Source organism: Paenibacillus sp. JT31N17, assembly GCF_056269255.1.
The window spans coordinates 14,093-34,853 of the sequence record NZ_JBWDNP010000011.1 but is presented as its reverse complement, the minus strand read 5'-3'; the positions used below and the strand labels follow the sequence as shown (position 1 = coordinate 34,853).

15 protein-coding genes are annotated in these 20,761 nt (G+C 55.0%); 14 read left to right on the top strand and 1 reads right to left on the bottom strand.

Annotation, left to right across the window (positions count from 1 at the left end):
- The first annotated feature begins 28 nt into the window (after positions 1-28).
- The 5 genes from AC0YOB_RS26825 to AC0YOB_RS26805 are packed head-to-tail and all read left to right on the top strand — an operon-like array spanning position 29 to position 5,005.
- The gene (locus AC0YOB_RS26825) at positions 29-1,588 is read left to right on the top strand and encodes an ABC transporter substrate-binding protein (RefSeq protein ID WP_475795520.1); all 1,560 of its coding nucleotides are present in this window, start codon (positions 29-31) and stop codon (positions 1,586-1,588) included.
- A gap of 17 nt (positions 1,589-1,605) precedes the next feature.
- Positions 1,606-2,595, top strand: coding sequence for an ABC transporter permease (locus AC0YOB_RS26820; protein WP_475795371.1), 990 nt, complete (start codon positions 1,606-1,608; stop codon positions 2,593-2,595).
- On the top strand, positions 2,595-3,458 hold the full coding sequence (locus AC0YOB_RS26815; RefSeq protein WP_475795370.1) for an ABC transporter permease: 864 nt from the start codon (positions 2,595-2,597) through the stop codon (positions 3,456-3,458). Before AC0YOB_RS26820 ends, AC0YOB_RS26815 begins: the two co-directional genes overlap by 1 nt.
- Positions 3,459-3,486: 28 nt before the next feature.
- The gene (locus tag AC0YOB_RS26810; RefSeq protein ID WP_475795369.1) at positions 3,487-4,413 is read left to right on the top strand and encodes an ABC transporter ATP-binding protein; all 927 of its coding nucleotides are present in this window, start codon (positions 3,487-3,489) and stop codon (positions 4,411-4,413) included.
- Positions 4,403-5,005, top strand: a complete 603-nt coding sequence (locus tag AC0YOB_RS26805) for an ABC transporter ATP-binding protein (RefSeq protein ID WP_475795368.1) — start codon at positions 4,403-4,405, stop codon at positions 5,003-5,005. The genes AC0YOB_RS26810 and AC0YOB_RS26805 overlap by 11 nt, the downstream gene beginning before the upstream one ends.
- A 150-nt stretch (positions 5,006-5,155) precedes the next feature.
- Here the strand turns inward: AC0YOB_RS26805 and AC0YOB_RS26800 are convergent, their stop codons facing one another.
- Positions 5,156-5,608: a GNAT family N-acetyltransferase gene (locus AC0YOB_RS26800; RefSeq protein WP_475795367.1), complete on the bottom strand. Its 453-nt coding sequence runs from the start codon at positions 5,606-5,608 to the stop codon at positions 5,156-5,158.
- Positions 5,609-5,885: 277 nt separating this feature from the next.
- On the opposite strand from AC0YOB_RS26800, the gene AC0YOB_RS26795 reads away from it, so the two are divergent.
- From AC0YOB_RS26795 to AC0YOB_RS26755, 9 genes are all read left to right on the top strand, one after another.
- Entirely contained in the window at positions 5,886-7,616 is a 1,731-nt protein-coding gene (locus AC0YOB_RS26795; RefSeq protein ID WP_475795366.1) for an ABC transporter ATP-binding protein, read from the top strand.
- Positions 7,617-7,686: 70 nt separating this feature from the next.
- Entirely contained in the window at positions 7,687-9,510 is a 1,824-nt protein-coding gene (locus AC0YOB_RS26790) for an ABC transporter ATP-binding protein (protein WP_475795519.1), read from the top strand.
- A gap of 398 nt (positions 9,511-9,908) precedes the next feature.
- Positions 9,909-10,922 carry a zinc-dependent alcohol dehydrogenase gene (locus AC0YOB_RS26785; RefSeq protein WP_475795365.1) on the top strand — a complete coding sequence of 338 codons (1,014 nt, stop codon included), beginning with the start codon at positions 9,909-9,911 and terminating at the stop codon, positions 10,920-10,922.
- Between the two features lie 617 nt (positions 10,923-11,539).
- Positions 11,540-12,124 (top strand): 5' nucleotidase, NT5C type, encoded by a 585-nt coding sequence (locus AC0YOB_RS26780; protein ID WP_475795364.1) that lies wholly within the window; start codon positions 11,540-11,542, stop codon positions 12,122-12,124.
- 65 nt (positions 12,125-12,189) lie between these two features.
- Positions 12,190-13,107, top strand: a complete 918-nt coding sequence (locus AC0YOB_RS26775; protein ID WP_475795363.1) for a helix-turn-helix transcriptional regulator — start codon at positions 12,190-12,192, stop codon at positions 13,105-13,107.
- Positions 13,108-13,175: 68 nt separating this feature from the next.
- The gene (locus AC0YOB_RS26770) at positions 13,176-13,337 is read left to right on the top strand and encodes a hypothetical protein (protein ID WP_475795362.1); all 162 of its coding nucleotides are present in this window, start codon (positions 13,176-13,178) and stop codon (positions 13,335-13,337) included.
- A 430-nt stretch (positions 13,338-13,767) separates the two neighbouring features.
- The gene (thrS, locus tag AC0YOB_RS26765) at positions 13,768-15,690 is read left to right on the top strand and encodes a threonine--tRNA ligase (protein WP_475795361.1); all 1,923 of its coding nucleotides are present in this window, start codon (positions 13,768-13,770) and stop codon (positions 15,688-15,690) included.
- A 634-nt stretch (positions 15,691-16,324) separates the two neighbouring features.
- Complete coding sequence (locus tag AC0YOB_RS26760) at positions 16,325-18,652, top strand: helix-turn-helix domain-containing protein (RefSeq protein ID WP_475795360.1); 2,328 nt, start codon at positions 16,325-16,327, stop codon at positions 18,650-18,652.
- A 1,169-nt stretch (positions 18,653-19,821) separates the two neighbouring features.
- Entirely contained in the window at positions 19,822-20,751 is a 930-nt protein-coding gene (locus AC0YOB_RS26755; protein WP_475795359.1) for an ABC transporter permease, read from the top strand.
- Positions 20,752-20,761 lie beyond the last annotated feature (10 nt).

Sequence of the window (20,761 nt, the reverse complement as noted above, 5' to 3'; positions counted from 1 at the left end):
GATTGGGGTCTATTCGATATTGGCGGTGATGGTTGCCGGACTTCTGCTTGCGGGCTGCTCGTCTTCCCCCAAGGAGAGCGGGAGCACCGGCAAAGACGAATTAATATTGGCCGTTGGCGCGGAACCGGAAACCGGGTTTGATCCAACGACCGGTTGGGGGCGCTACGGTTCTCCGCTGTTTCAGAGCACACTGCTGAAGCGGGACGATGATCTGCGCATTGAGAATGATCTGGCAACCGGCTGCGAGGTGAGTGAAGATGGTACGGTATGGACGGTCAAGCTGCGGTCCAATGTTGTATTTACCGACGGCAAGCCGCTTACGGCAGAGGATGTTAAATTCACCTTTGATACGGCGGCCGGGAACGGCTCCGCCATTGATTTGACCAATTTGAAGAGCGTGCAGTCCGAAGGGGAGGGCACCGTCATCTTCACACTCAAGGAGCCGCAATCTACTTTTGTTTCTCTTCTTGTTTCAACCGGTATCGTTCCCAAACACGCATACGGAAAAGACTATGCGGAGCTCCCCATTGGATCGGGGCCGTATAAATTTGTGCAGTGGGATAAAGGCCAGCAGGTCATCGCCGAAGCGAATCCCGATTATTATGGCGCAAAGCCGCATTTCAAACGAATGACGTTTTTATTTCTGAGTGAAGATGCAGCGTTTGCGGCTGCCAAATCAGGCAAGGTCGATGTGGCCTATATCCCGTCCTCCTACAGCAAGGAAACGGTAGCGGGCATGCGTCTTGAGGATATTAAAACCGTGGATAACCGGGGCATCCTGTTCCCCTATGTTCCGTCTGGCGGCCAAACCAAGGACGGCAATCCAATCGGCAACGATGTAACCGCGGATATTGCCATCCGCAAGGCGGTAAATGTGGCCATCGACCGGAGCGCGCTGGTTGAGGGGATTCTGGAAGGCTATGGCTCGCCCGCTTACTCGGCCAATGACGGACTCCCCTGGGGGAATGATCAAATCGTAATCAAAGACGCCGATGTGAATGAAGCGAAGACCATTTTGAACGATGCGGGATGGACGGATACAGACGGTGACGGGATTGCCGAGAAGGGTTCGCTCAAGGCTGAGTTCAATCTTCTTTATCCATCCGGAGATATTGCCCGCCAATCGCTTGCTCTCGCTGCTGCGGATATGGTTAAGCCTGCCGGCATTCATATGAATGTGGAAGGGAAGAGCTGGGACGATATTGATAAAAGAATGCATGCCGACGCTGTGATGTTCGGCTGGGGCAGCCACGATCCCCTGGAAATGTACAATCTGTACAGCAGCACCTATCAGGGAGTTGATTATTACAACGCCGGTTATTACAGCAATCCGGTGGTAGATGACTGGATGAACCAGGCTCTTCGCGCAACGAACGAAGATGAGGCTTTGAAATATTGGAAGAATGCGCAGTGGGATGGAAAGACGGGACTCAGCTCGCTCGGGGACGCGCCATGGGCGTGGCTTGTGAATATCGATCATCTGTATCTCGTAAATGACAAGCTGGACATCGGCAAGCAGCGTATCCAACCGCACGGGCATGGCTGGCCGATCACGGATAATATCGAAGAATGGAAATGGAACAACTAGCGGAAAGAGGGTTGGTCATGACGCGCAATTTGAGTGCGTATCTGGGGCTGAAGCTGGTTCGTCTGGCGACGCTTCTGGCTGCTGTCAGCATCGTTTCGTTCACGCTTGTCAGTCTCTCGCCAATCGACCCGGTTCAGGCTTACATTGGATCGGATGTCATGCGTGTCGGGCCTGAGCAGCGCCAAAGCATTTCCGCATATTGGGGGCTGGATAAGCCGCCTGCGGAGCAGTTTGCCCGTTGGGGCTCGGCTCTGCTCCGCGGCGATCTCGGCACCTCGATGATATTCCGCGAGCCGGTGGCGGAGGTTATCGGCGAGCGGTTCCTGAATTCCGCCGCGCTGATGGCGATAGCCTGGCTGCTCTCTGGAATTACAGGGTTTACAGCCGGTGTAATAGCGGCGATGAAAAAAAACTCATGGATGGATCGCCTCATTCAGTGGTACTGCTATACGCTGGCGTCCACACCGACATTCTGGCTGGGACTGCTGCTGCTCATGCTTTTCTCCGTTTGGCTCGGGTGGTTTCCGATCGGACTCGGCGTACCAGCAGGCGTTCTTGCGGAGCAGGTTACGCTCGCGGATCGCATCCGGCATATCATTCTGCCTGCGCTGACCCTTAGCATCATCGGAATTGCGCCAATCGCGCTGCATACCAGGCAGAAGCTGATCGATGTTCTGGAGAGCGATTATGTACGGTTTGCCAGAGCCAGAGGGGAGAAGGGATTCGGACTGGTGCGAAGGCATGGTCTGCGCAATATTGCCCTGCCGGCCGTCACCCTGCAGTTCACCTCCTTCAGCGAATTGTTCGGAGGCGCCGTGCTGGCAGAGCAGGTGTTTTCGTACCCGGGCCTTGGACAAGCGACGGTTGAGGCGGGTTTAAGAGGGGATGTTCCGCTGCTTATGGGACTTGTCCTGTGCAGCTCGCTGTTCGTCTTTACTGGCAATACGATTGCGGATCTGCTGTATAAAGTAATTGATCCGCGGGTGCGGGAAGGCAGGGTGCTGTGATGGAAAATCCGGTTCAGCCTGCCGGGAACCCGGCATTTCGTTTCCGGGTCAATCGGCGGAAACGGGCGTTAGCATGGGCTGTTTGTCTCTCGGCTCTTCTTGTCGCGATCGGGATTCTTGCCATGCTGCTGGGGGACCGGCAGCTTGCAACGAATCTGGAAATCCGGAATTTATCGCCTTCGCTGCTGCATCCCTTCGGGACGGATTGGCTGGGGAGGGATATGTTTGTCCGCACGATCAAGGGGCTGGCGCTCAGTATCGGCGTAGGTATGATCGCCGCTGTCTGCAGTGTCATGATCGCCACCACTGTCGGGCTGGCTGCCGCTACCCTGGGGAAAACAGCGGACCGGATCCTGTCATGGCTGATCGATCTGTTTCTGAGCGTTCCGCATCTGGTCGCTCTCATTCTTATCGCCTTTGTATGCGGCGGCGGCATTAAAGGGGTCATTATCGGCGTTGCCTTGACCCACTGGCCGGGTCTCTCGCGGATTATCCGCGCCGAAGTGCTGCAGCTGCGATCCGCCGAATTCATTCAGGTGTCCAGGCATCTGGGGAAATCGAGCTGGTGGGTGGCTTCGCGGCATCTCATTCCGCATCTTGTTCCGCAGCTGCTCGTGGGTCTCATGCTGTTGTTTCCGCATGCGATACTGCACGAGGCCTCTATTACATTTCTTGGGTTGGGGCTGTCGCCTCATCAGCCGGCAATCGGCATTATATTATCGGAAGCGATGCGGTACTTGTCAACGGGCATGTGGTGGCTGGCGGTATTTCCGGGTCTTGGACTGCTCGTGATCGTCCGCTCGTTCGACCGTCTTGGCGACCATATGCGAACGCTGCTTGATCCGCGTCGCGCACATGAATAATTCATTGGAATGCGGGGTGAGAGCCAATATGGCATTGCTCGAGGTCGATAATCTCTCCGTTTCTTTCACGCAATATGACGGCGGCGGGCTGGATCAGCATTCGGTTCAGCCCATCACGGGCCTCCATTTGAAGGTGGAAGCAGGAGAAGTCATGGCCGTCATCGGTTCGAGCGGTTCCGGCAAAAGCTTGCTCGCTCACGCCATTATGGGCATTCTGCCGGAGAATGCCCGGATGTCGGGAACGATCCGCTATGACGGGAGAACCATGTCCGCCGAGCGGCTGAGTACATTGCGGGGCAAAGAAATTGCGCTTGTGCCGCAATCGGTGAATCATCTGGATCCGCTCATGAAGGTCGGAGCGCAAGTAAGAACGACGGCTACCGGCCCGGAGCCGCTGGCTGCGCAGCGGGCCATATTCAAACGTTACAGGCTTGCCGAACAGACTGAGCGGCTGTACCCTTTTCAATTATCCGGCGGCATGGCCCGCCGGGTATTGGTGGCGACAGCGACAATCAGCGGCGCCCGGCTTATCGTTGCGGACGAACCAACGCCGGGCATGCATCCGGACGATATGGCGGAAGCCTTGGCTACATTCAGGGAATTGGCCGATGAGGGCTGTGCGGTGCTGTTCATTACGCATGATATCGAAGCGGCGCTCCGGATTGCCGACCGGGTTGCGGTCTTTTATGCCGGAACAACCGTTGAAATCGCCTTGGCTGCGGATTTCGCCGACAATGGAGCGCAGCTGCGGCATCCATATAGCAAGGCGCTCTGGCAGGCGCTGCCGCAGAACGGCTTCCTGCCGCTTCCCGGCGCCCAGCCCGGACCGGACAATCTTCCGCCAGGGTGTCTGTTCGCCCCCCGCTGTGCGGCGGCCACTTCAGCATGCACGGATGACGGACCTGATATGCGGGATCTGCGCGGCGGTTCCGTGAGGTGCTTTCATGCTTCTTAAGGGAGAAGGTATCGGTTTTCGCTACGGCAAGGGACCATGGCTTTTCCGAAGTCTTGAAGTTGCGGTACAATCCGGTGAAATCGTCGGTCTTGTCGGTCCGAGCGGATTCGGCAAGACGACGATTGGCCGGATTCTGGCCGGTCATGAGAAGCCGGAAGAAGGCGCCATAACGCTTGACGGTCAAGAGCTGCCCCGCAGCGGCTATCATCCGGTTCAGCTGGTGTTCCAGCATCCGGAGCGGGCCGTCAATCCAAGGTGGCGCATCCATCGCATTCTCGCAGAGGCGGGCGAACCGGAGCCGGCCTATCTGCAGGAGCTGGGCATTGAGAAGGCCTGGCTGAAGCGATGGCCCAATGAATTGTCCGGAGGAGAGCTGCAGCGTATTTGCATCGCCAGAGCATTGGGCAGCAAGACCCGCTTTGTGATCGCCGACGAAATGACCACTATGCTGGATGCCGTTACGCAAGCGCAGATTTGGCATGCGGTGCTTGCGATTGCGCGCGAGCGGAAGCTCGGTCTGCTTCTGATCAGTCATGACCTGCATTTGATTGAGCGGCTCTGCCACCGATGGATCAGGCTGGGTGAGGCATGAGAAGGCTCCCGACCTCAAATAGTCGGTTCTTTGTTAAAGTGGGATGAATAGGAAAAACAGCAGCAGCTCTCATTTGTCCAGAAACCTCCATCCCGCTTAAGCAGTGGATTCGGAGGCTTTTTTATGTGATTTTTTATACTGGACCCTCCCCTACAGATCCTGCGCCAACCGTATCATGTCCACTACCTGTATTCCGTTCTCGAATATCTCTTCCGTGTAATGTCTGATGAAGAAGTCCCTGTCCACTCCGGTTATCCGGAACCCGCATTTCTGGTAAAGGGCAAGCTGCCCGATCCCTGAATTTCCAGTGCCGATTTCAATCGTCTTGTAACCGTGGATCCTGGCCTGCTGAATGGCATGATTCACCAGCAGCCTGCCTATCCCCTGGCCCTGCTTGCTCTCATCAACGGCTATATTTACGATCTCGACGGTTTCCGGCCTCGTTGGCAGCAGCACATAGACGCCAGCGATCCCATCATTCAGTTCTGCGACGAAGCATTGCCCTCTTCGGATATACCCGTCAACGAGCTTGCGGGACGGATCCGCCAATAGCAGCAAATCCATCGGAGCTTGTTCATCTCCATGCAGTTCCCGGATTTCCATTTCATGCCACATCCCTCTAACCATCATTACTTGTAGTTTAACATAGGAAACTCCAAAGGCATTCCCAAAGGACATCTGCGGGATTAAGGCGGCGTGCAGCCGCGTGGAACCGGGGTAGGGAAAGATCCCTCGAACAGGCGGCTTTGGGGAAGCCTGCATTTCTTAAATCCCTCATTCATTAAATGAATGACCGCATCAAATTTTGTGAGGGACGTATCCGCTTTGCGATGTGATATAATTTGGAGGATTATACATAACGGCAAGGGAGTCCTCTAAAGTGAGCTTTCTGAAACCTTACTTCCGCCAATTCGGCAAGCCCTTTTTCGCTGCTCTTCTTTTCCTCATGCTGGAAGCGTTCTGCGATCTGCTGCAGCCCCTGCTGATGTCGCGCATCATCGATGAGGGCGTCGCGAACAAGCAGATGGATTACGTGCTGCAGTTCGGCGGCTATATGCTGCTTGTCACGGCGGCAGGGGCAGTGGGTGCGTCCATGCGCAACATCATCTCCAGTCACGTATCGCAAAATTTCGGCACGAAGCTCCGCTCGGATCTGTTCCGCAAAATCCAATCCTTATCCTTCAACAGCATCGACAAGTTCGACCGCGCTTCGCTGGTCACCCGGCTGACCAACGATGTCACGCAAATTCAGAATTTTACGAACGGGCTGATGCGAATTTTTGTCAAAGCCCCGCTTGTCTGCCTGGGAAGCCTGATCATGGCCGTGCGGCTTAATCCGCCGCTGTCGGTTGTGCTGATTGTCGTCGTCCCGATTGTGGCGGTGCTGATCGTCTCCAATATGCTGATCGGCTTCCCGCGATTTGCCAGGGTGCAGACGGCGCTCGACCGGGTCAACGGACTCTCCAGGGAGTATCTCTCCGGCGTCCGCGTCGTCAAGGCGTTTAACCGGTTCGATTACGAGGTCGACAAGTTCGACGAGGTCAACAGGGGCTACCAGACCGCCTCCACCCGCGCCATGCGGACAATGGCGCTGTTCAGTCCCGGCATCATGCTGTCGGTCAACCTCGGCATCGTTGCCGTCATCTGGATCGGGGGCATCCGCGTCGATCAAGGCCAGATGCAGGTCGGCCATATCATTGCTTTCATCAACTACATGACGCAGATTCTGTTCTCCCTGATGATGATCTCCAACGTATTCAATATGTTCATCAGGGCCAAGGCTTCCTCGGAACGGATCGGCGAGGTTTTCGCGGAGCAGGATGCGATGGCCTGGAAAGAGGAACAGCCGCGCGCGCCGAAGGCGACCGGGAGCGTCGAGTTCAAGGACGTATCCTTTGCCTATATGGGCAAGGAAGCCGTGCTGCGGAACATTACGCTGAGCTGCCTTCCCGGAGAGACCATCGGCATCATCGGCTCCACCGGCTCGGGCAAAAGCACGCTCGTCAGCCTCATTCCGCGATTCTATGATGCGGATTCCGGAACGGTGGAGGTCGGCGGGGAAGACGTGAGTGCGATCGAGCCGGCGCGTCTGAGGGAGAAAATTGCCATCGTGCCGCAGAAAACCGTGCTGTTCACGGGAACGATCCGCGAGAATCTGCTCTGGGGCAAGGAGGATGCCTCTCAGGAGGAGCTGGAGCGGGCGGCGAGGATGGCGCAGGCGGAAGAGTTTATTCTGAAATGCCCCGAGGGGTACGAGACGAAGCTTGGCCAGGGCGGCGTCAATCTGTCGGGCGGGCAGAAGCAGCGGCTGTCGATCGCCAGGGCGCTTGTGCGGCAGCCGTCAATCCTCATTCTCGACGATTGCACGAGCGCCGTAGACGCGGCGACGGAGGCGAAGATCAAGGAGTCGCTGAAGCGCTATGCCGAAGGGCTGACATGTCTGCTGATCGCCCAGCGCATTACGTCCGTCATGGACGCAGACCGGATCGTCGTTCTCGACAACGGGGAGATCGTCGGCACGGGCAAGCATGACGAGCTGATGAGAAGCTGCAGGGCGTATCAGGAAATTTACCGGTCGCAGGCCGGGCAGGAGGTGGATGCCGGTGTCTGAACGCAGTGAGGAGAATGAACGCCGCGAGCCGCAGGCTGGTACGTCTGCCCCTCCTCCCCCGCCGATAGGAATGGCGGGACGGGGCGGCTTCGGCGCCGGACGCAGAGGCGGCCCGGTCGTTAAACCCAAAAATCTGAGCGCGACGTTGAAACGGATGTGGACGTATGTCGGCAGCGAGCGAAAGCGGTTGACCGTTATCTTCGCCATTGTGCTGGTTGATGCCCTCATTACGCTGACCGGCCCTTACCTCATCGGGATGGCTGTAGATGCGATGTCCGGCGCAGGGGGAGGGAAGGCGGTCGGGCAGGTCGATTTCAGCCTCCTTCAAGTTGCGCTGATTGCGCTTGTTGTTTCCTATCTTGCGGATGGCGGGCTGATTTTTCTGCAGGGCTGGCTGATGGCCGGCGTGGCGCAGCGTATCGTCGGGCGTCTGCGGACATCGCTGTTCGGCAAACTGCAGAAGCTGCCCATCCGCTTCTTCGATACCCGGACGCACGGCGATCTGATGAGCCGCATGTCCAATGATATCGACAACGTCAGCAATACGGTAGCCCAGTCCGCCGTCCAGGTCATGACGGGCTCGGTAGCGCTTGTCGGTTCGCTTGTTATGATGATCGTCCTCAGCCCGTGGCTGACGCTGGCGAGTCTGATTACGGTGCCCGGCGTTTTCCTGCTGACGCGCGCGATCGCCCGCTCGACAGGACCGCTTTTCAAGGAGCAGCAGAACCGGCTCGGCAGGCTGAACGGCCATGTGGAGGAGACAATCTCCGGCATCCATATCGTCAAGGCGTTCAACCGCGAGGAAAAAGCGATCTCCGAGTTCGACGAGGTGAATGCCGAGCTGTGCGAGGTCGGCATCAAGGCGCAGATCCGTGCGGGCTTTCTGATGCCGATCATGAACGTCATCAACAATATCGGCTTCGCCGCAGTGGCTCTTGTCGGCGGTATCCTGGCGGTGAACGGCCATATTACGGTCGGGGTGATCGCCAGTTTTCTCAGCTATTCGCGCCAGTTCGTTCGTCCGCTCACGGATATTGCCAATCTGTTCAATGTGCTGCAGTCGGGTGTTGCCGGCGTGGAGCGGGTATTCGAGGTGCTTGACGAGGAAGAGGAGCCGGAGGACCCTCCGGGTGCTGTGCCGCTTACGAACCCGCGGGGACATGTCGTCTTCGACAATGTATCGTTCGGCTACCGCGCCGACGTGCCGATTCTGAAGAACGTCAGCTTCGACTCGGCAGAAGGAACAAGCACTGCGTTCATTGGCCCTACGGGAGCGGGTAAGACGACAGTCGTGAATCTGATCACGAGATTTTACGATGTCACGGAAGGCTCCATCCGGATTGACGGGCGCGATATCCGCGACTATACGAAGGACAGCCTGCGCCGGGCATTCGGCATCGTGCTTCAGGACACGTATCTGTTCTCCGGTACGATCAAGGACAATATCAAGTACGGCAAGCCGGATGCCTCCGACGGGGAGGTAGAGCGCGCCGCGGAGCTGGCCAATGCAGCAGCTTTCATCGCCAGGCTGCCGTTGCGCTACGATACCCCGCTCACCGAGAACGGCGGCAATTTGAGCCAGGGCCAACGCCAATTGCTGGCGATTGCGCGGGTTATATTGGCCGATCCGTCTATACTTATTCTCGATGAGGCGACCAGCAGCATCGATACGCGGACAGAGCTGCATATTCAGGACGCGCTTCGGGGCGTGCTGCGGGGGCGGACCAGCTTCCTCATCGCCCACCGCCTCAATACGATCCGCGATGCGGATACCATTATGGTCGTCGACCGCGGCGCAATCGTGGAGAGCGGCTCCCATTCGGAGCTTATGGAGCGGCGGGGAATCTATTATACGATGTTCACGAATCAGTTCGGAGCTGTAGCCGGCGGTTAGCCGGCTTTTCGCCTGCTTTGTCCTGATCCGGCACTTCCAGTCCGCTGAACAATATTACAAAGGACAAGTGACGGACTGGAAGTGTAAAATGAGGGTAAGCAGAGTCAGAGAAGCTGTAAGCGCTTCAAAAAACTCTGCGGGGATGACAGTTCAATTATTTCTGACAACGGGGCTGCGGCAAGCCAGCATCCAGCGGTTGCAGTTACTGACAACCAGGCTGCGGGGAGCCTGCATCCAGCGGTTGCAGTTACTGACAACCGGGCTGCGGCAAGCCAGCAACCAACGGTTGCAGTTACTGACAACCGGGCTGCGGCAAGCCAGCAACCAACGGTTGCAGTTACTGACAACCGGGCTGCGGCAAGCCTGCATCCAACGGTTACAGTGGGGGGAGTGTAAATATGGAAGTAAGAAGCGCGTATTTGAAGGCACCTTGGCAGACCGAGATCAGACGGGTCAGCATGCCGGAGGAGCCGCCGGCCAAAGAAGTGCTCGTCCGGGTCGAGGCATGCGGCATCTGCGGGTCGGATCTGTTTGCGGCTGAGAGCAAAGCGAAGGACTGGCAGTCCTTCGGCCACGAGGTCGCCGGCGTCATCGAGAAGCTGGGACCCGGCTGCGATGGCCTGAGGGTTGGACAGAAGGTCGTGCTGGAGTCGTCGAGCTTCTGCGGTCAATGTGAAGTATGCCGCAACGGCAGGGTCGATCTTTGCCGCAGCGCTCCGCATTTTTGGGGCCGCCCGGCCCTTGGGTTCAGCGAATATATGACGGTTCCCGCCTGCTGCGTCGTTCCATATGAGGGGCTTTCGCCGGAGGTGGCCTGCCTGGCGGAGCCGGCAGGCGTCTCGCTGGATATGGTAAAGACGGCCGGCATCGAGCTGGGCTCGCGTGTCTGCATCATCGGACCGGGACCGATCGGGCTGATGGCGATTCCGCTGGCGCTGCGCAGCGGCGCGGTCCAGGTCGTCTGCATCGGCCGAACCGGCAACAGCAAGCGACTGGAGGTGGCGAAGGAGCTCGGGGCGGAAGTCCTTGTTGTCGATGGGCCGCTTAGCGAGCGGACCGATCTGCATAAGAAATTCGACCGCGTGCTGACGACGGCGCCCGCGCACTTCCTGGGAGATGCGCTCCCGCTGCTGGCCTTCGGGGGCATCATCTCCTATATCGGGTTCGGCGCTTCGGGGGACGAGAAGATCGAGCTGGACGTCAACGATTTTCACGTCCGCAAGCTGCAGCTCCGCGCAAGTTATGCCAGCCCCGGCATATACCTGCCGATGGTTCTGGAATATATGAAAGCAGGGGTCATACCCGGGGACAAGATCATCTCGCATGTTCTGGAGCTGGATCAAATGGAAGAAGCGATGAGGCTGTGCAGCAAGGAGAAGGAAACGACACTGAAGATCGTCATCCGTCCCTGATCGCCGGTACGGCAATCGAGTCAGCCAGATCTCATAAAAACACGGAAATGGGGACCTGATGCGGTCCCTTTTTTTATAACGATGAAGTTCTATCAGTTCTGAGGGAAGAAATTTGTCTCATCCGCTGCTTTCCCTGAATCCAGCTCGGACAACAGCTGCAAGCGTACCGCTTATCGCGGATTCGTTCGTTTCAAATGACAGAAGAGCCGTTCAGCCGCCCCGAAGGGTACGATCTGCATGTCTCGTGGCAGGCCTGGGTTGCCCATTACGAATTAAGGGGAGCTTCCTATCCGGTGGTTATGGGGGTTGCTGAGGCTGAGATTCCGTTCTTGTCCCGGGAGGCGGTTGTGGATGTCCTGCAGCAGGGTGAGCAGTCCCATCCCTCCGTACGGTCCGGCTGGAAGAGGCTCGCCTTATTTTTTGAGAACGAGGCTGCCTCCCGCAGACGTATTTTGCGCTGGGCTTGCAGGTGGAGGTCATTCACCCGGCGGAGCTCCGGCAGAGCATCCTGGATCATGCGGCAGAGATGCTGCGGTTTTATTCTTAATGGCAACCGGTCAAGTCTTGCATATGATATAATTTTATTCGTAAAATTTAACGCTGGGGGTTGTGGGTCTTTGCATATTGGCGTAGATTTAGACAACACAATTCTTGATGCCACTACCGCACATTTGCATTTTTATAATAAAGCTTCCGGATTATCGTTGACGCATAACGATGTGAATGATTTTTATTTGTACCGCTTATATGGGTGGGACGAGGCGGAGCGCAATGCCGTTTATCATCGATATGGACATGATATTCACTGGAGCTCATCCCCTTTTCCAATGGCAGCGGAAATATTGCAGCAGATGTTTAAGCACCATCAAATATCCATTATTACTGCCCGGCCCTTATTTTTTCGTGAGGTTACCGTTGAATGGCTTAAACACCATAAGATTAATTATCACAATATTACGCTTGTTGAGAACAAACTCCAAGAATGTATCCAGTCCAGGGTAGATGTGCTGATTGATGATGGTCCTCATTATGCGGAGGAATTTGCGCTTGCCAATAAACCGGTTATTTTATATGAACAGCCTTATAATTTGTCCGTTACTAATGACCTGGTATTGCGCGCTGCAAATTGGATTGAAGTAAAACAGCATATTGACAGTCTGGAATCCAAACTGCGCAATTCTGACCATGCACCGAACATTTAAGCAAAGATGGGTCCATTACATATTTAAGAACATCGGTAATATCGGACAAAGGCGGTGATCCATTCATGAAGCTGGAGAGGCTGATATCCATTACATATGCGCTGCTGAATAATGAGGTGGTCTCGGCTTCGGAATTGGCGGACAAATACGGCGTTTCGCAAAGGACCATTTACCGGGACATAGAGGCTATCTGCGCAGCGGGCATCCCCGTCGTATCCTATCAGGGCGTGAACGGCGGATATGGGATTATTAAAGAATACAAGATGGACAAAAGCCTGCTCGGTTCCGACGATATCGCTTCCTTGATCACCCTTCTTAACAGTACGGCTACCGTATTCCAGGATGACAGGGCACAGCAGACGATCCATCGGCTGAAGACCGTTCAGAGCAAGAATAGCCGTACTCCGAGTCTGACGATGGATCTGGGAAGCTGGAGGGCCTACAATGAAATTCTCCGAACTCTGCGATCAGCGATTAACGCCGGCCAGCTTGTCCGGTTTTATTATATGAGTGCCAAGGACGAGCGTATGGAGCGGACCGTTGAGCCTGTCAGCCTGCTGCTGAAATACGATTCCTGGTATTTATACGGATTCTGCCGTTCGCGCAGCGACTATCGGGTTTTCAAGCTGACGAGAATGTCGGAGCTTGCTGCACTGCCCGAATTGTTCGAACGCTGTCACAACGTTCCCACCGAGGATATTTTCTCCGGCGGCGGAGATGTTCAGGAGCAGGTCGAGTATGCGGTCATCCATTTCTCGGCAGGTCCGCTCGCCAGGGTGCTGGATGAATTTTATCTGGACGAGAAAAGGTTCAATGAAGACGGCACGCTTACGCTGACCATTGTCCAGGCTATCGATACCGATTGGCTGATGGAAAGGCTGCTGAGCTTCGGCGATGATGTGGTCGTTCTCGAGCCGCCTTCGCTGAGGCGCCGGATGAAAAAGAAAATCGAAAATATGTTAGCCCGATATGATGAAGTATGACACTCTGTTGTCATACTTTTTTTTTTATAATGAGCTCAAATACGATTAACGGAAGGAAAGTGGAGCTGATGATCAATCATCCCTTTTTCTATGAAGAACAGATGAAACTGCATAATCGTGAGCTCAAAAAAATCGATAGCAATGCCTGGATGTGGATTGAAACGAAGCGGAAGCGGTCCATGAGACTTCTATCTTCAGTGATTGCCCTGATCGGTCTGAACAGCGTATAACCTGCATGACCGCATATTTTGAGAACATCGTTTGAGTTTGTGCTTGACCGCGCATCGCCAATTCATTATACTGTGGGAAATTGAATATGAGGCGATAATCAAAGACATGGTTCAACGTAACGGACTGTCCAGAGAAGGAGTCAAGGCTGAGAGCTCCCCGGTGACCGGATGTGGAATTACCCCTTTGTAGCCGTGGCATCGAACCCGCTGCGAATGACAGCAGCCGTTAGTAGACGAGACCGAATCATCCCCGTTACCGGATGCATCAATGAGGATCCTGCCTTGTTTAAGCAGCGCATATGGCGCGGCTTGAGGCGGATCGAATGAGGGTGGAACCACGAGCTTGAACGCACTCGTCCCTTTCCAGGGATGGAGGCGTTTTTTTGCGTTCACATAAACGAAAATACCGGAGAAAAGGAGGAGAAGGACAATGGCAATGAAGCGGGTTCAAGTAAGAATGCAGGATGGAAAAATACGAGAGGTGGAGCAGGGAACCACGGCTCTGCAGGTTGCCGAAGCGATCAGCGCGAGCTTGCGGAAAAGCGCCGCGTGCGCCCGGGTAGACGGCCGGCTTGTCGATCTGGACACAGCGCTTGTCGAAGACTGCGCTCTGGAAATTGTCACACTGGCGAGCGAGGACGGCCTGGCTGTCTACCGGCACAGCGCGGCCCATTTGATGGCCCAGGCCATCAGGCGCTTATATGGGCAGGAAGCGGTAAAGCTGGGCATCGGACCGGTCATTCAAGACGGCTTCTATTACGACATGGATTTGGCGAAGCCGCTTTCCGTCGATGAACTGGGACCCATCGAGGAAGAGATGAAGCGGATCGCGCAGGAGGATCTGCCGATTACCCGGCGGGAAGTATCAAGGACCGAAGCGCTGCGGATATTCGGAGAACTGGATGATCCGTACAAGCTGGAGCTGATTCGCGATTTGCCGGAGGCTGCCGTCATTTCGATCTATGATCAGGGTGAATTTTTCGATCTGTGCCGGGGCCCGCATCTGCCATCAACGGGTCTGATCCGTGCCTTCAAGCTGCAGAGCGTGGCCGGCGCCTATTGGCGGGGCGACTCCAGCAAGAGTGTCCTCCAGCGGGTGTACGGAACGGCTTTTGTGAAGAAAACCGAGCTTGACGAGCATCTGCAGCGGCTTGAGGAAGCGAAGAAACGCGATCACCGCAAGCTTGGCAGGGAGCTGGAATTGTTCATGTTTTCCGAGGAGGCTCCGGGCATGCCGTTTTATTTGCCGAACGGGATGATTATCCGTAACGAGCTGGAGGAATTCTCGCGCAGGCAGCAGCGGCAGGAAGGCTACGAGGAGGTCCGCACGCCGCTCATGATGAATCAGCGGCTGTGGGAGGAATCCGGCCATTGGGACCATTATCATGAGAATATGTATTTTACCGAGGTGGACGAAACAAGTTTCGCGCTCAAGCCGATGAACTGCCCGGGACATATGCTGATCTTCAAAAACGCCCTGCGCTCCTATCGGGAGCTTCCCATCCGGATCTCCGAATTCGGACAGGTGCACCGTCACGAGTTCTCGGGAGCTTTGAACGGAATGATGCGGGTGCGGACGTTCTGCCAGGATGACGCGCATCTGTTTGTGCGGCCCGACCAGATTGCGGAAGAAATAAATGCCGTTCTTGCTTTGATCGACCGCTTCTACAGGGTGTTCGGGTTCGATTACAGAATGGAGCTGTCAACAAGACCGGAGGACTCCATGGGTTCTGCCGAGCTGTGGGAAGCAGCGGAATCGGCCCTGCGCAATGTGCTTGAGGATCGTGGAATCCAGTACCGGCTGAATGAAGGCGACGGGGCCTTCTACGGGCCGAAGATCGATTTTCATATTCTGGATGCGCTTGGGCGCAGCTGGCAGTGCGCAACGGTTCAGCTGGATTTTCAGATGCCGGAGAAATTCGATCTGAATTACATCGGGGAAGATAACCAGAAGCATCGTCCGGTTGTCATTCACCGGGCTGTGTACGGCTCCATCGACCGCTTTATCGGCATTCTTACAGAGCATTACGCCGGAGCGTTTCCGCTCTGGCTGGCTCCCGTACAGGTGATGCTGCTGCCCGTGTCCGATCCATTTTCAGATTATGCGGTAGAGCTAAAGCGGCAGCTTGAACGGGCGGGTATTCGTGCTCAGGTGGACCTGCGGAGCGAGAAGCTCGGGTATAAAATCCGGGAAGCGCAGCTGCAGAAGGTCCCTTATATGCTGGTGCTGGGCGAGCAGGAGAAACAGAATGCTGCTGCCGCGGTCCGCAGGCGGGGAGAAGGCGACCTTGGCTCCATGAGCGTAGCGGAAGTAACGGAGCTGCTGCTCGGGGAGATTGCGGGCAGGCGTTAGCGGGCGGCCAAATGGAAGAGACATCGAGGCTCCCTGATTGCAGCAGAAGCAATGGCGCTGTTGCTCCAGGAAATCGCGGGCAAGGGTAGCGGCGGCCAGGGGAAGGACAACCGTGGCTCCGTCAATGGGGCCGGGCAGCGGTACCGCTGTTTAGGGAGAACGCGGGCGGGGTATTCGGGGAACCCGCAAGTCCAATTACAACAGCCCATGCGGCAAGCCCCCTGCAGTGATTGTTGTCAGTTACAGCATATCGATAAAAATTGCAGCTTAATAGTACGGCAGAAAGGCCGGATTACGCGGGTTCCACATCGCATAATCCGGCTTTTTTCAACTCTTTGGTATTAAGCTTCACTCTGAAAATGTCGATAAGGTCTGTGGGAAGAAGCATTTTTTGCCGCCAGAGGACGGTGAGATCCGTTTTCTTCTTGCATATTCAGAACGTATAACAGTTGGCTTCTACATTTCTGAATATTTTATGTGAAGAGATTAACTTAGCGCCAAAGGACAGCGACAGCCGTTTCTTTTTGCAATTATTTGTTCTCGCCGCCTATTCCGACAGATACACTCGTCCCGCAAACCTGCTTCGTGATATAATGGCGGCATTATCGCATACAAAAGAGGGAGGGGCATCCCCATGGGCTTGTTTGCGCTCTATCGTTCACGCAATTATTTCAAACGCATCTTCTTCACAACCATCCTGCTTATCGTGCCCCTGCTGCTGATCTTCTGCAGCGTCCTGTATGCCTTCTCGCGGAACACCGCTCTTGAGCTTCAGCAGGACGCCAACCACAAGGTTCTCAGCCAAATCAACTACAATATCGACAACCTGAATGAAATGGTTACGAATCTGACCGTATCCACCTTTAATGACCGCGATATTATCTCGTTATTGAACAGTCCCTCCCTCGATATGTTCCAATTCTACAATAAGCTGGAGAAGATGGACCGGATATTGATCTCCAATCCTTATCTCAGCTCCATTGCGATCTATAACAGCTCAAATAAATGCTATTATTCGACCACCTTTCTTTCGCCGATCAGCTGCGGCGCGAAGGAGCCTTATAATATTTTGAAAGCGTTTTTAGAAAAGAACCGGACGTTCCCCAAGCTTACGCTCCAGCCCATGACGGAAGAGGACGGCGCAGGCAAAGGCTCGGTATTATCGCTGCTGATCTACAGCTCGGCTGGCGACTATTCGTCCAGCCAGAGTATTCTGATGCTGAATGTGAAGTCCTCCTGGATGTTCGATAATATCCGCATGATCAACGAGTTGGGCGATAATTCGTCAGGTTATGCCTTCATTATCGATTCGCAGGGCAATCAATTCAGTCCCCGCGAGCAGGCGGCCCCGGACGACAGCATTATGCAGGAGCTCAACGGCAGGCTGCTGGATGTCGAGGCGCCCTCGGGTTATTTTATCGCCAAGACGGCGCAGGGCAAGCAGATCGTCAATTATCTCACCTCCAAGGTGAATGGCTGGAAGATCGTCAGTGTTCAGCCCTATGATGCCGTTTTTGGCAAAATCAATGCCATCGGAACGTTCTCCCTTGTGGTTCTGCTTTTATTTGTGGCGATTTCGCTGTTTGTTGCCGCATTTGCTTCAATAAAGCTGTACAAGCCGGTCGGCAAGCTGATGAATCAGCTGAATCTTCCACCGACGCCTGACCGCGAGCGGGTGAGCGGCAGCAGGGATGAGCTGGGCTATCTGTCCTTCGTCTATGAGGATATGCAGACGACCATGAGTCTTCTCCGCAATGACCGCGAAGCGAGCCGTGACGTGCGGCATCATTATTTTCTGAAGCGCTGGCTGATGGACAGTCCCGTCATATCCAGGAGCGAATATGAGGAGTACTGCCAGGATCGGGGGCTGGATGCCGACTCCACCTTTGTGCTTTGCCTGCTAAAGATTGACGATTACGCCAAATTCCGCGATTCCCGCAATGAACGGGAGCAGAAGCTGGTCAAATTCGCCGTGACCAACATCGTGGAAGAGATCATCGCTTCGCATGATGCCGATCCGGCGGTGGATATGGCAAGCGACCATCTGGTCCTGCTGATTCGCCATCCTCAGGTCGGAGCACAGCCGGACTCCGCGCTGCTTGAGCGGCTTCGGCTGATCCAGGATACGGTCAGCGGTTATTACAAGCTCACGCTGACCATCGTCGTGGGCCAGCCTTTCAATGATTACAAGCTGCTGACGCGGCAGTATGAGCAGCTTCAATTTTATTCCCTTCATCGGATGGTCCTGGGCAAGCAGGCGTTGATTACGCCAGAGCTGTATGCGGCGGAAGCCGGCGAGACAAACGAGCAGATCCCCCTTGATCTGGAGAAGCGTCTCTCTGAGAGCATCCGCAGCAATGATCTTCCTATGATGAAAGCCAGGCTGGATGATTGGATGGTGTGGATCAAGGGCCTACATATCGAGCAGATCGATTTTGCTGTGCTGCAGGTTATTATGGTCATCCACCAAACCATCCGGGAGCTGAACATTCAGCATGTGCAGACCGTTATGAGCAAGCTGAAGCGCTATACGAACCTGATTCTGGAGCAGGAAACGCTGGAGGATATCCGAGAGCAGATCGAGCATGTTCTCGAAGAGCTGGTCAATGAGCGCAATAACGTCAAGACGGGCAAGCAGAATTTCCTGGTCGAGGCGGTCAAGGAGATTGTGCAGCTGAATTATACCGATCCCAATTTAAGCCTGCAAAGCATAGCCGCTATTATGAAAATGTCCTCGGCCTACCTGGGCCGGTATTTCCGCAGCAGCGAATCTCTGTCCGTGGCTGATTATATGAACCAGGTGAGACTGGCGGTGGCGATGAAGCTGCTGGAGCAGGAGGAGGACAGCGTCATCGAGATCATGCATAAAGTGGGCTACAGCAGCGAGAGCAATTTCTTCAAGCTGTTCAAGAAAAATATCGGCATGACTCCGGGCGAATACCGCATCGCGCGGAGAGGGTAAGGGCAAGAGCGGCATGTAAGGAGGCGGGCCAGGCTGCCCCTGCTTAACGGTTGGCTTCATGCAGTATGACAGGCACCACTGGAATCGAATGTTGTTGGAATGCCTGTGCAGGATTCCACGATTCCGGGGGTGCCTTTATTATCGTACTCGGTAGCGCTCGCGAGCATGAGAAAGGACATTTTTTCTTGGGGCAGCGGGCAGGCGGGGCCAGCTAGGGTGGGGCATGCAGCGGTGGAGCATGTAGGGTGAGTTGTAGTAAGGTTTTTCCCACTTAGAGAAGTTTAAACCGAGCTTGGGAGCGGTGCAAGCGGGTTTTTCCTTGCTGGAGTGGGCGAATGGGGCAAATACGTACTGTGGAGCACGTCGGGTGAGCTGTAGTAAGGTTTTTCCCACTTAGAGAAGTTTAAACCGAGCTTGGGGGCGGTGCAAGCGGGTTTTTCCTTGCTGGAGTGGGCGAATGGGGCAAATACGCTGTAGAGCATGTGGGGTGAGCTGTAGTAAGGTTTTTCCCACTTAGAGGGGTTCAACCCGAGGTTGGGAGCGGTGCAAGCGGGTTTTTCCTTGCTCGGTTGGGCGAATGGGGCAAATACGTACTATGGAACATGTCGGGTGAGTTTTAATAAGGTTTTTTCGGCTTAGAAGGTTCAAAACGAGCTTGGGAGCGGTGCAAGCGGGTTTTTCCTTGCTCGGTTGGGCGAATGGAGCAAATGCGTACTGTACGGGCACGTCGGGTGAGCTGTAGTAAGGTTTTTCCCACTTAGAGGGGTTCAACCCGAGGTTGGGAGCGGTGCAAGCAGGTTTTTCCTTGCTCGGTTGGGCGAATGGGGCAAATGCGTACCATACGGGAACGTCGGGTGAGCTGTAGTAAGGTTTTTCCGGCTTAGAGGGGTTCAACCCGAGGTCGGCAGCAGCGTGGCAGGTTGCAGCACATGAGTCATGAGCCACATGAGACATAACGGCATAACGCCCGGAGGCCATTGAACGGAGCTGCCGGTATTCCCTGCGGAAAGCCGCAAAAATCACATTTTAACAGTCATAGCCTGAATGAACAGTTCCAATTGAGCAGCCGGGAAGTGCGCAAATCGCAGTCGATGTATGAATTTAGCAGTGTTCAAGAGGCGGGCGGCAGCTTCATAATCGGAAGTAACATGTCAGAGAGGGGTGAGGCCATGAATTCCACCAGTCGGTTTCGCGCCGGATGGAGGCGCTGGAACAGGAACCGGCAGCTGTTCATTCTTACACTGCCGGCTCTTCTGTTCAAGCTCATCTTTAACTACCTTCCGCTAATCGGTTTGGTAATCGCTTTCAAAAACTACAACTACGCAAAAGGCCTGCTCGGGAGCGACTGGGTCGGATGGGACAACTTCAAGTTTTTCTTCACATCCGACAATGCCTTCCGCATTACCCGCAATACGATCCTGTATAATTCGGCCTTTATCGTGCTGACCATTCTGATTGCCGTCACGCTGGCCATTCTCATGAATGAAATCAACCGGCGTTGGCTGAAGCTGCATCAGACCGTGCTTATTCTGCCCTATTTTCTGTCCTGGGTGGTAATCAGTTACGTGACGCTTGGTTTCTTTGATCAGACGAGCGGTTACCTGAACGAGCTGCTCGTCCGTTTCGGGGGCCACCCGGTCAAATGGTATCAGGAATCCCAATATTGGCCTTATATTCTGGTGCTGGTGAAGCTGTGGAAGATGGTCGGCTTCTCGACGCTGATCTACTACGCAGGCATCATCGGGATTGATACGAGTTATTACGAAGCGGCCCGCATCGACGGAGCGAACAAATGGCAGGTCATCACGCGGATTACCGTTCCGCTGCTCATTCCCTTGATTGTGGTTCTGTTCATTGTGGATGTAGGCAATATCTTCCGCGCCGATTTCGGGCTGTTCTATTTTATTCCCAACGATACCAGCTTCCTGTATGGGACAACGGACGTAATCGATACGTATGTCTACCGCTCCCTGCGCGTTGTCGGCAACATCGGAATGTCCACGGCGATCGGCCTTTACCAGTCGGTTGTGGGGCTGGTGCTGGTGTTAGCGGCAAATGCACTGATCCGAAAAGTCAATTCAGACAACGCCTTATGGTAAGCGTTAGAGG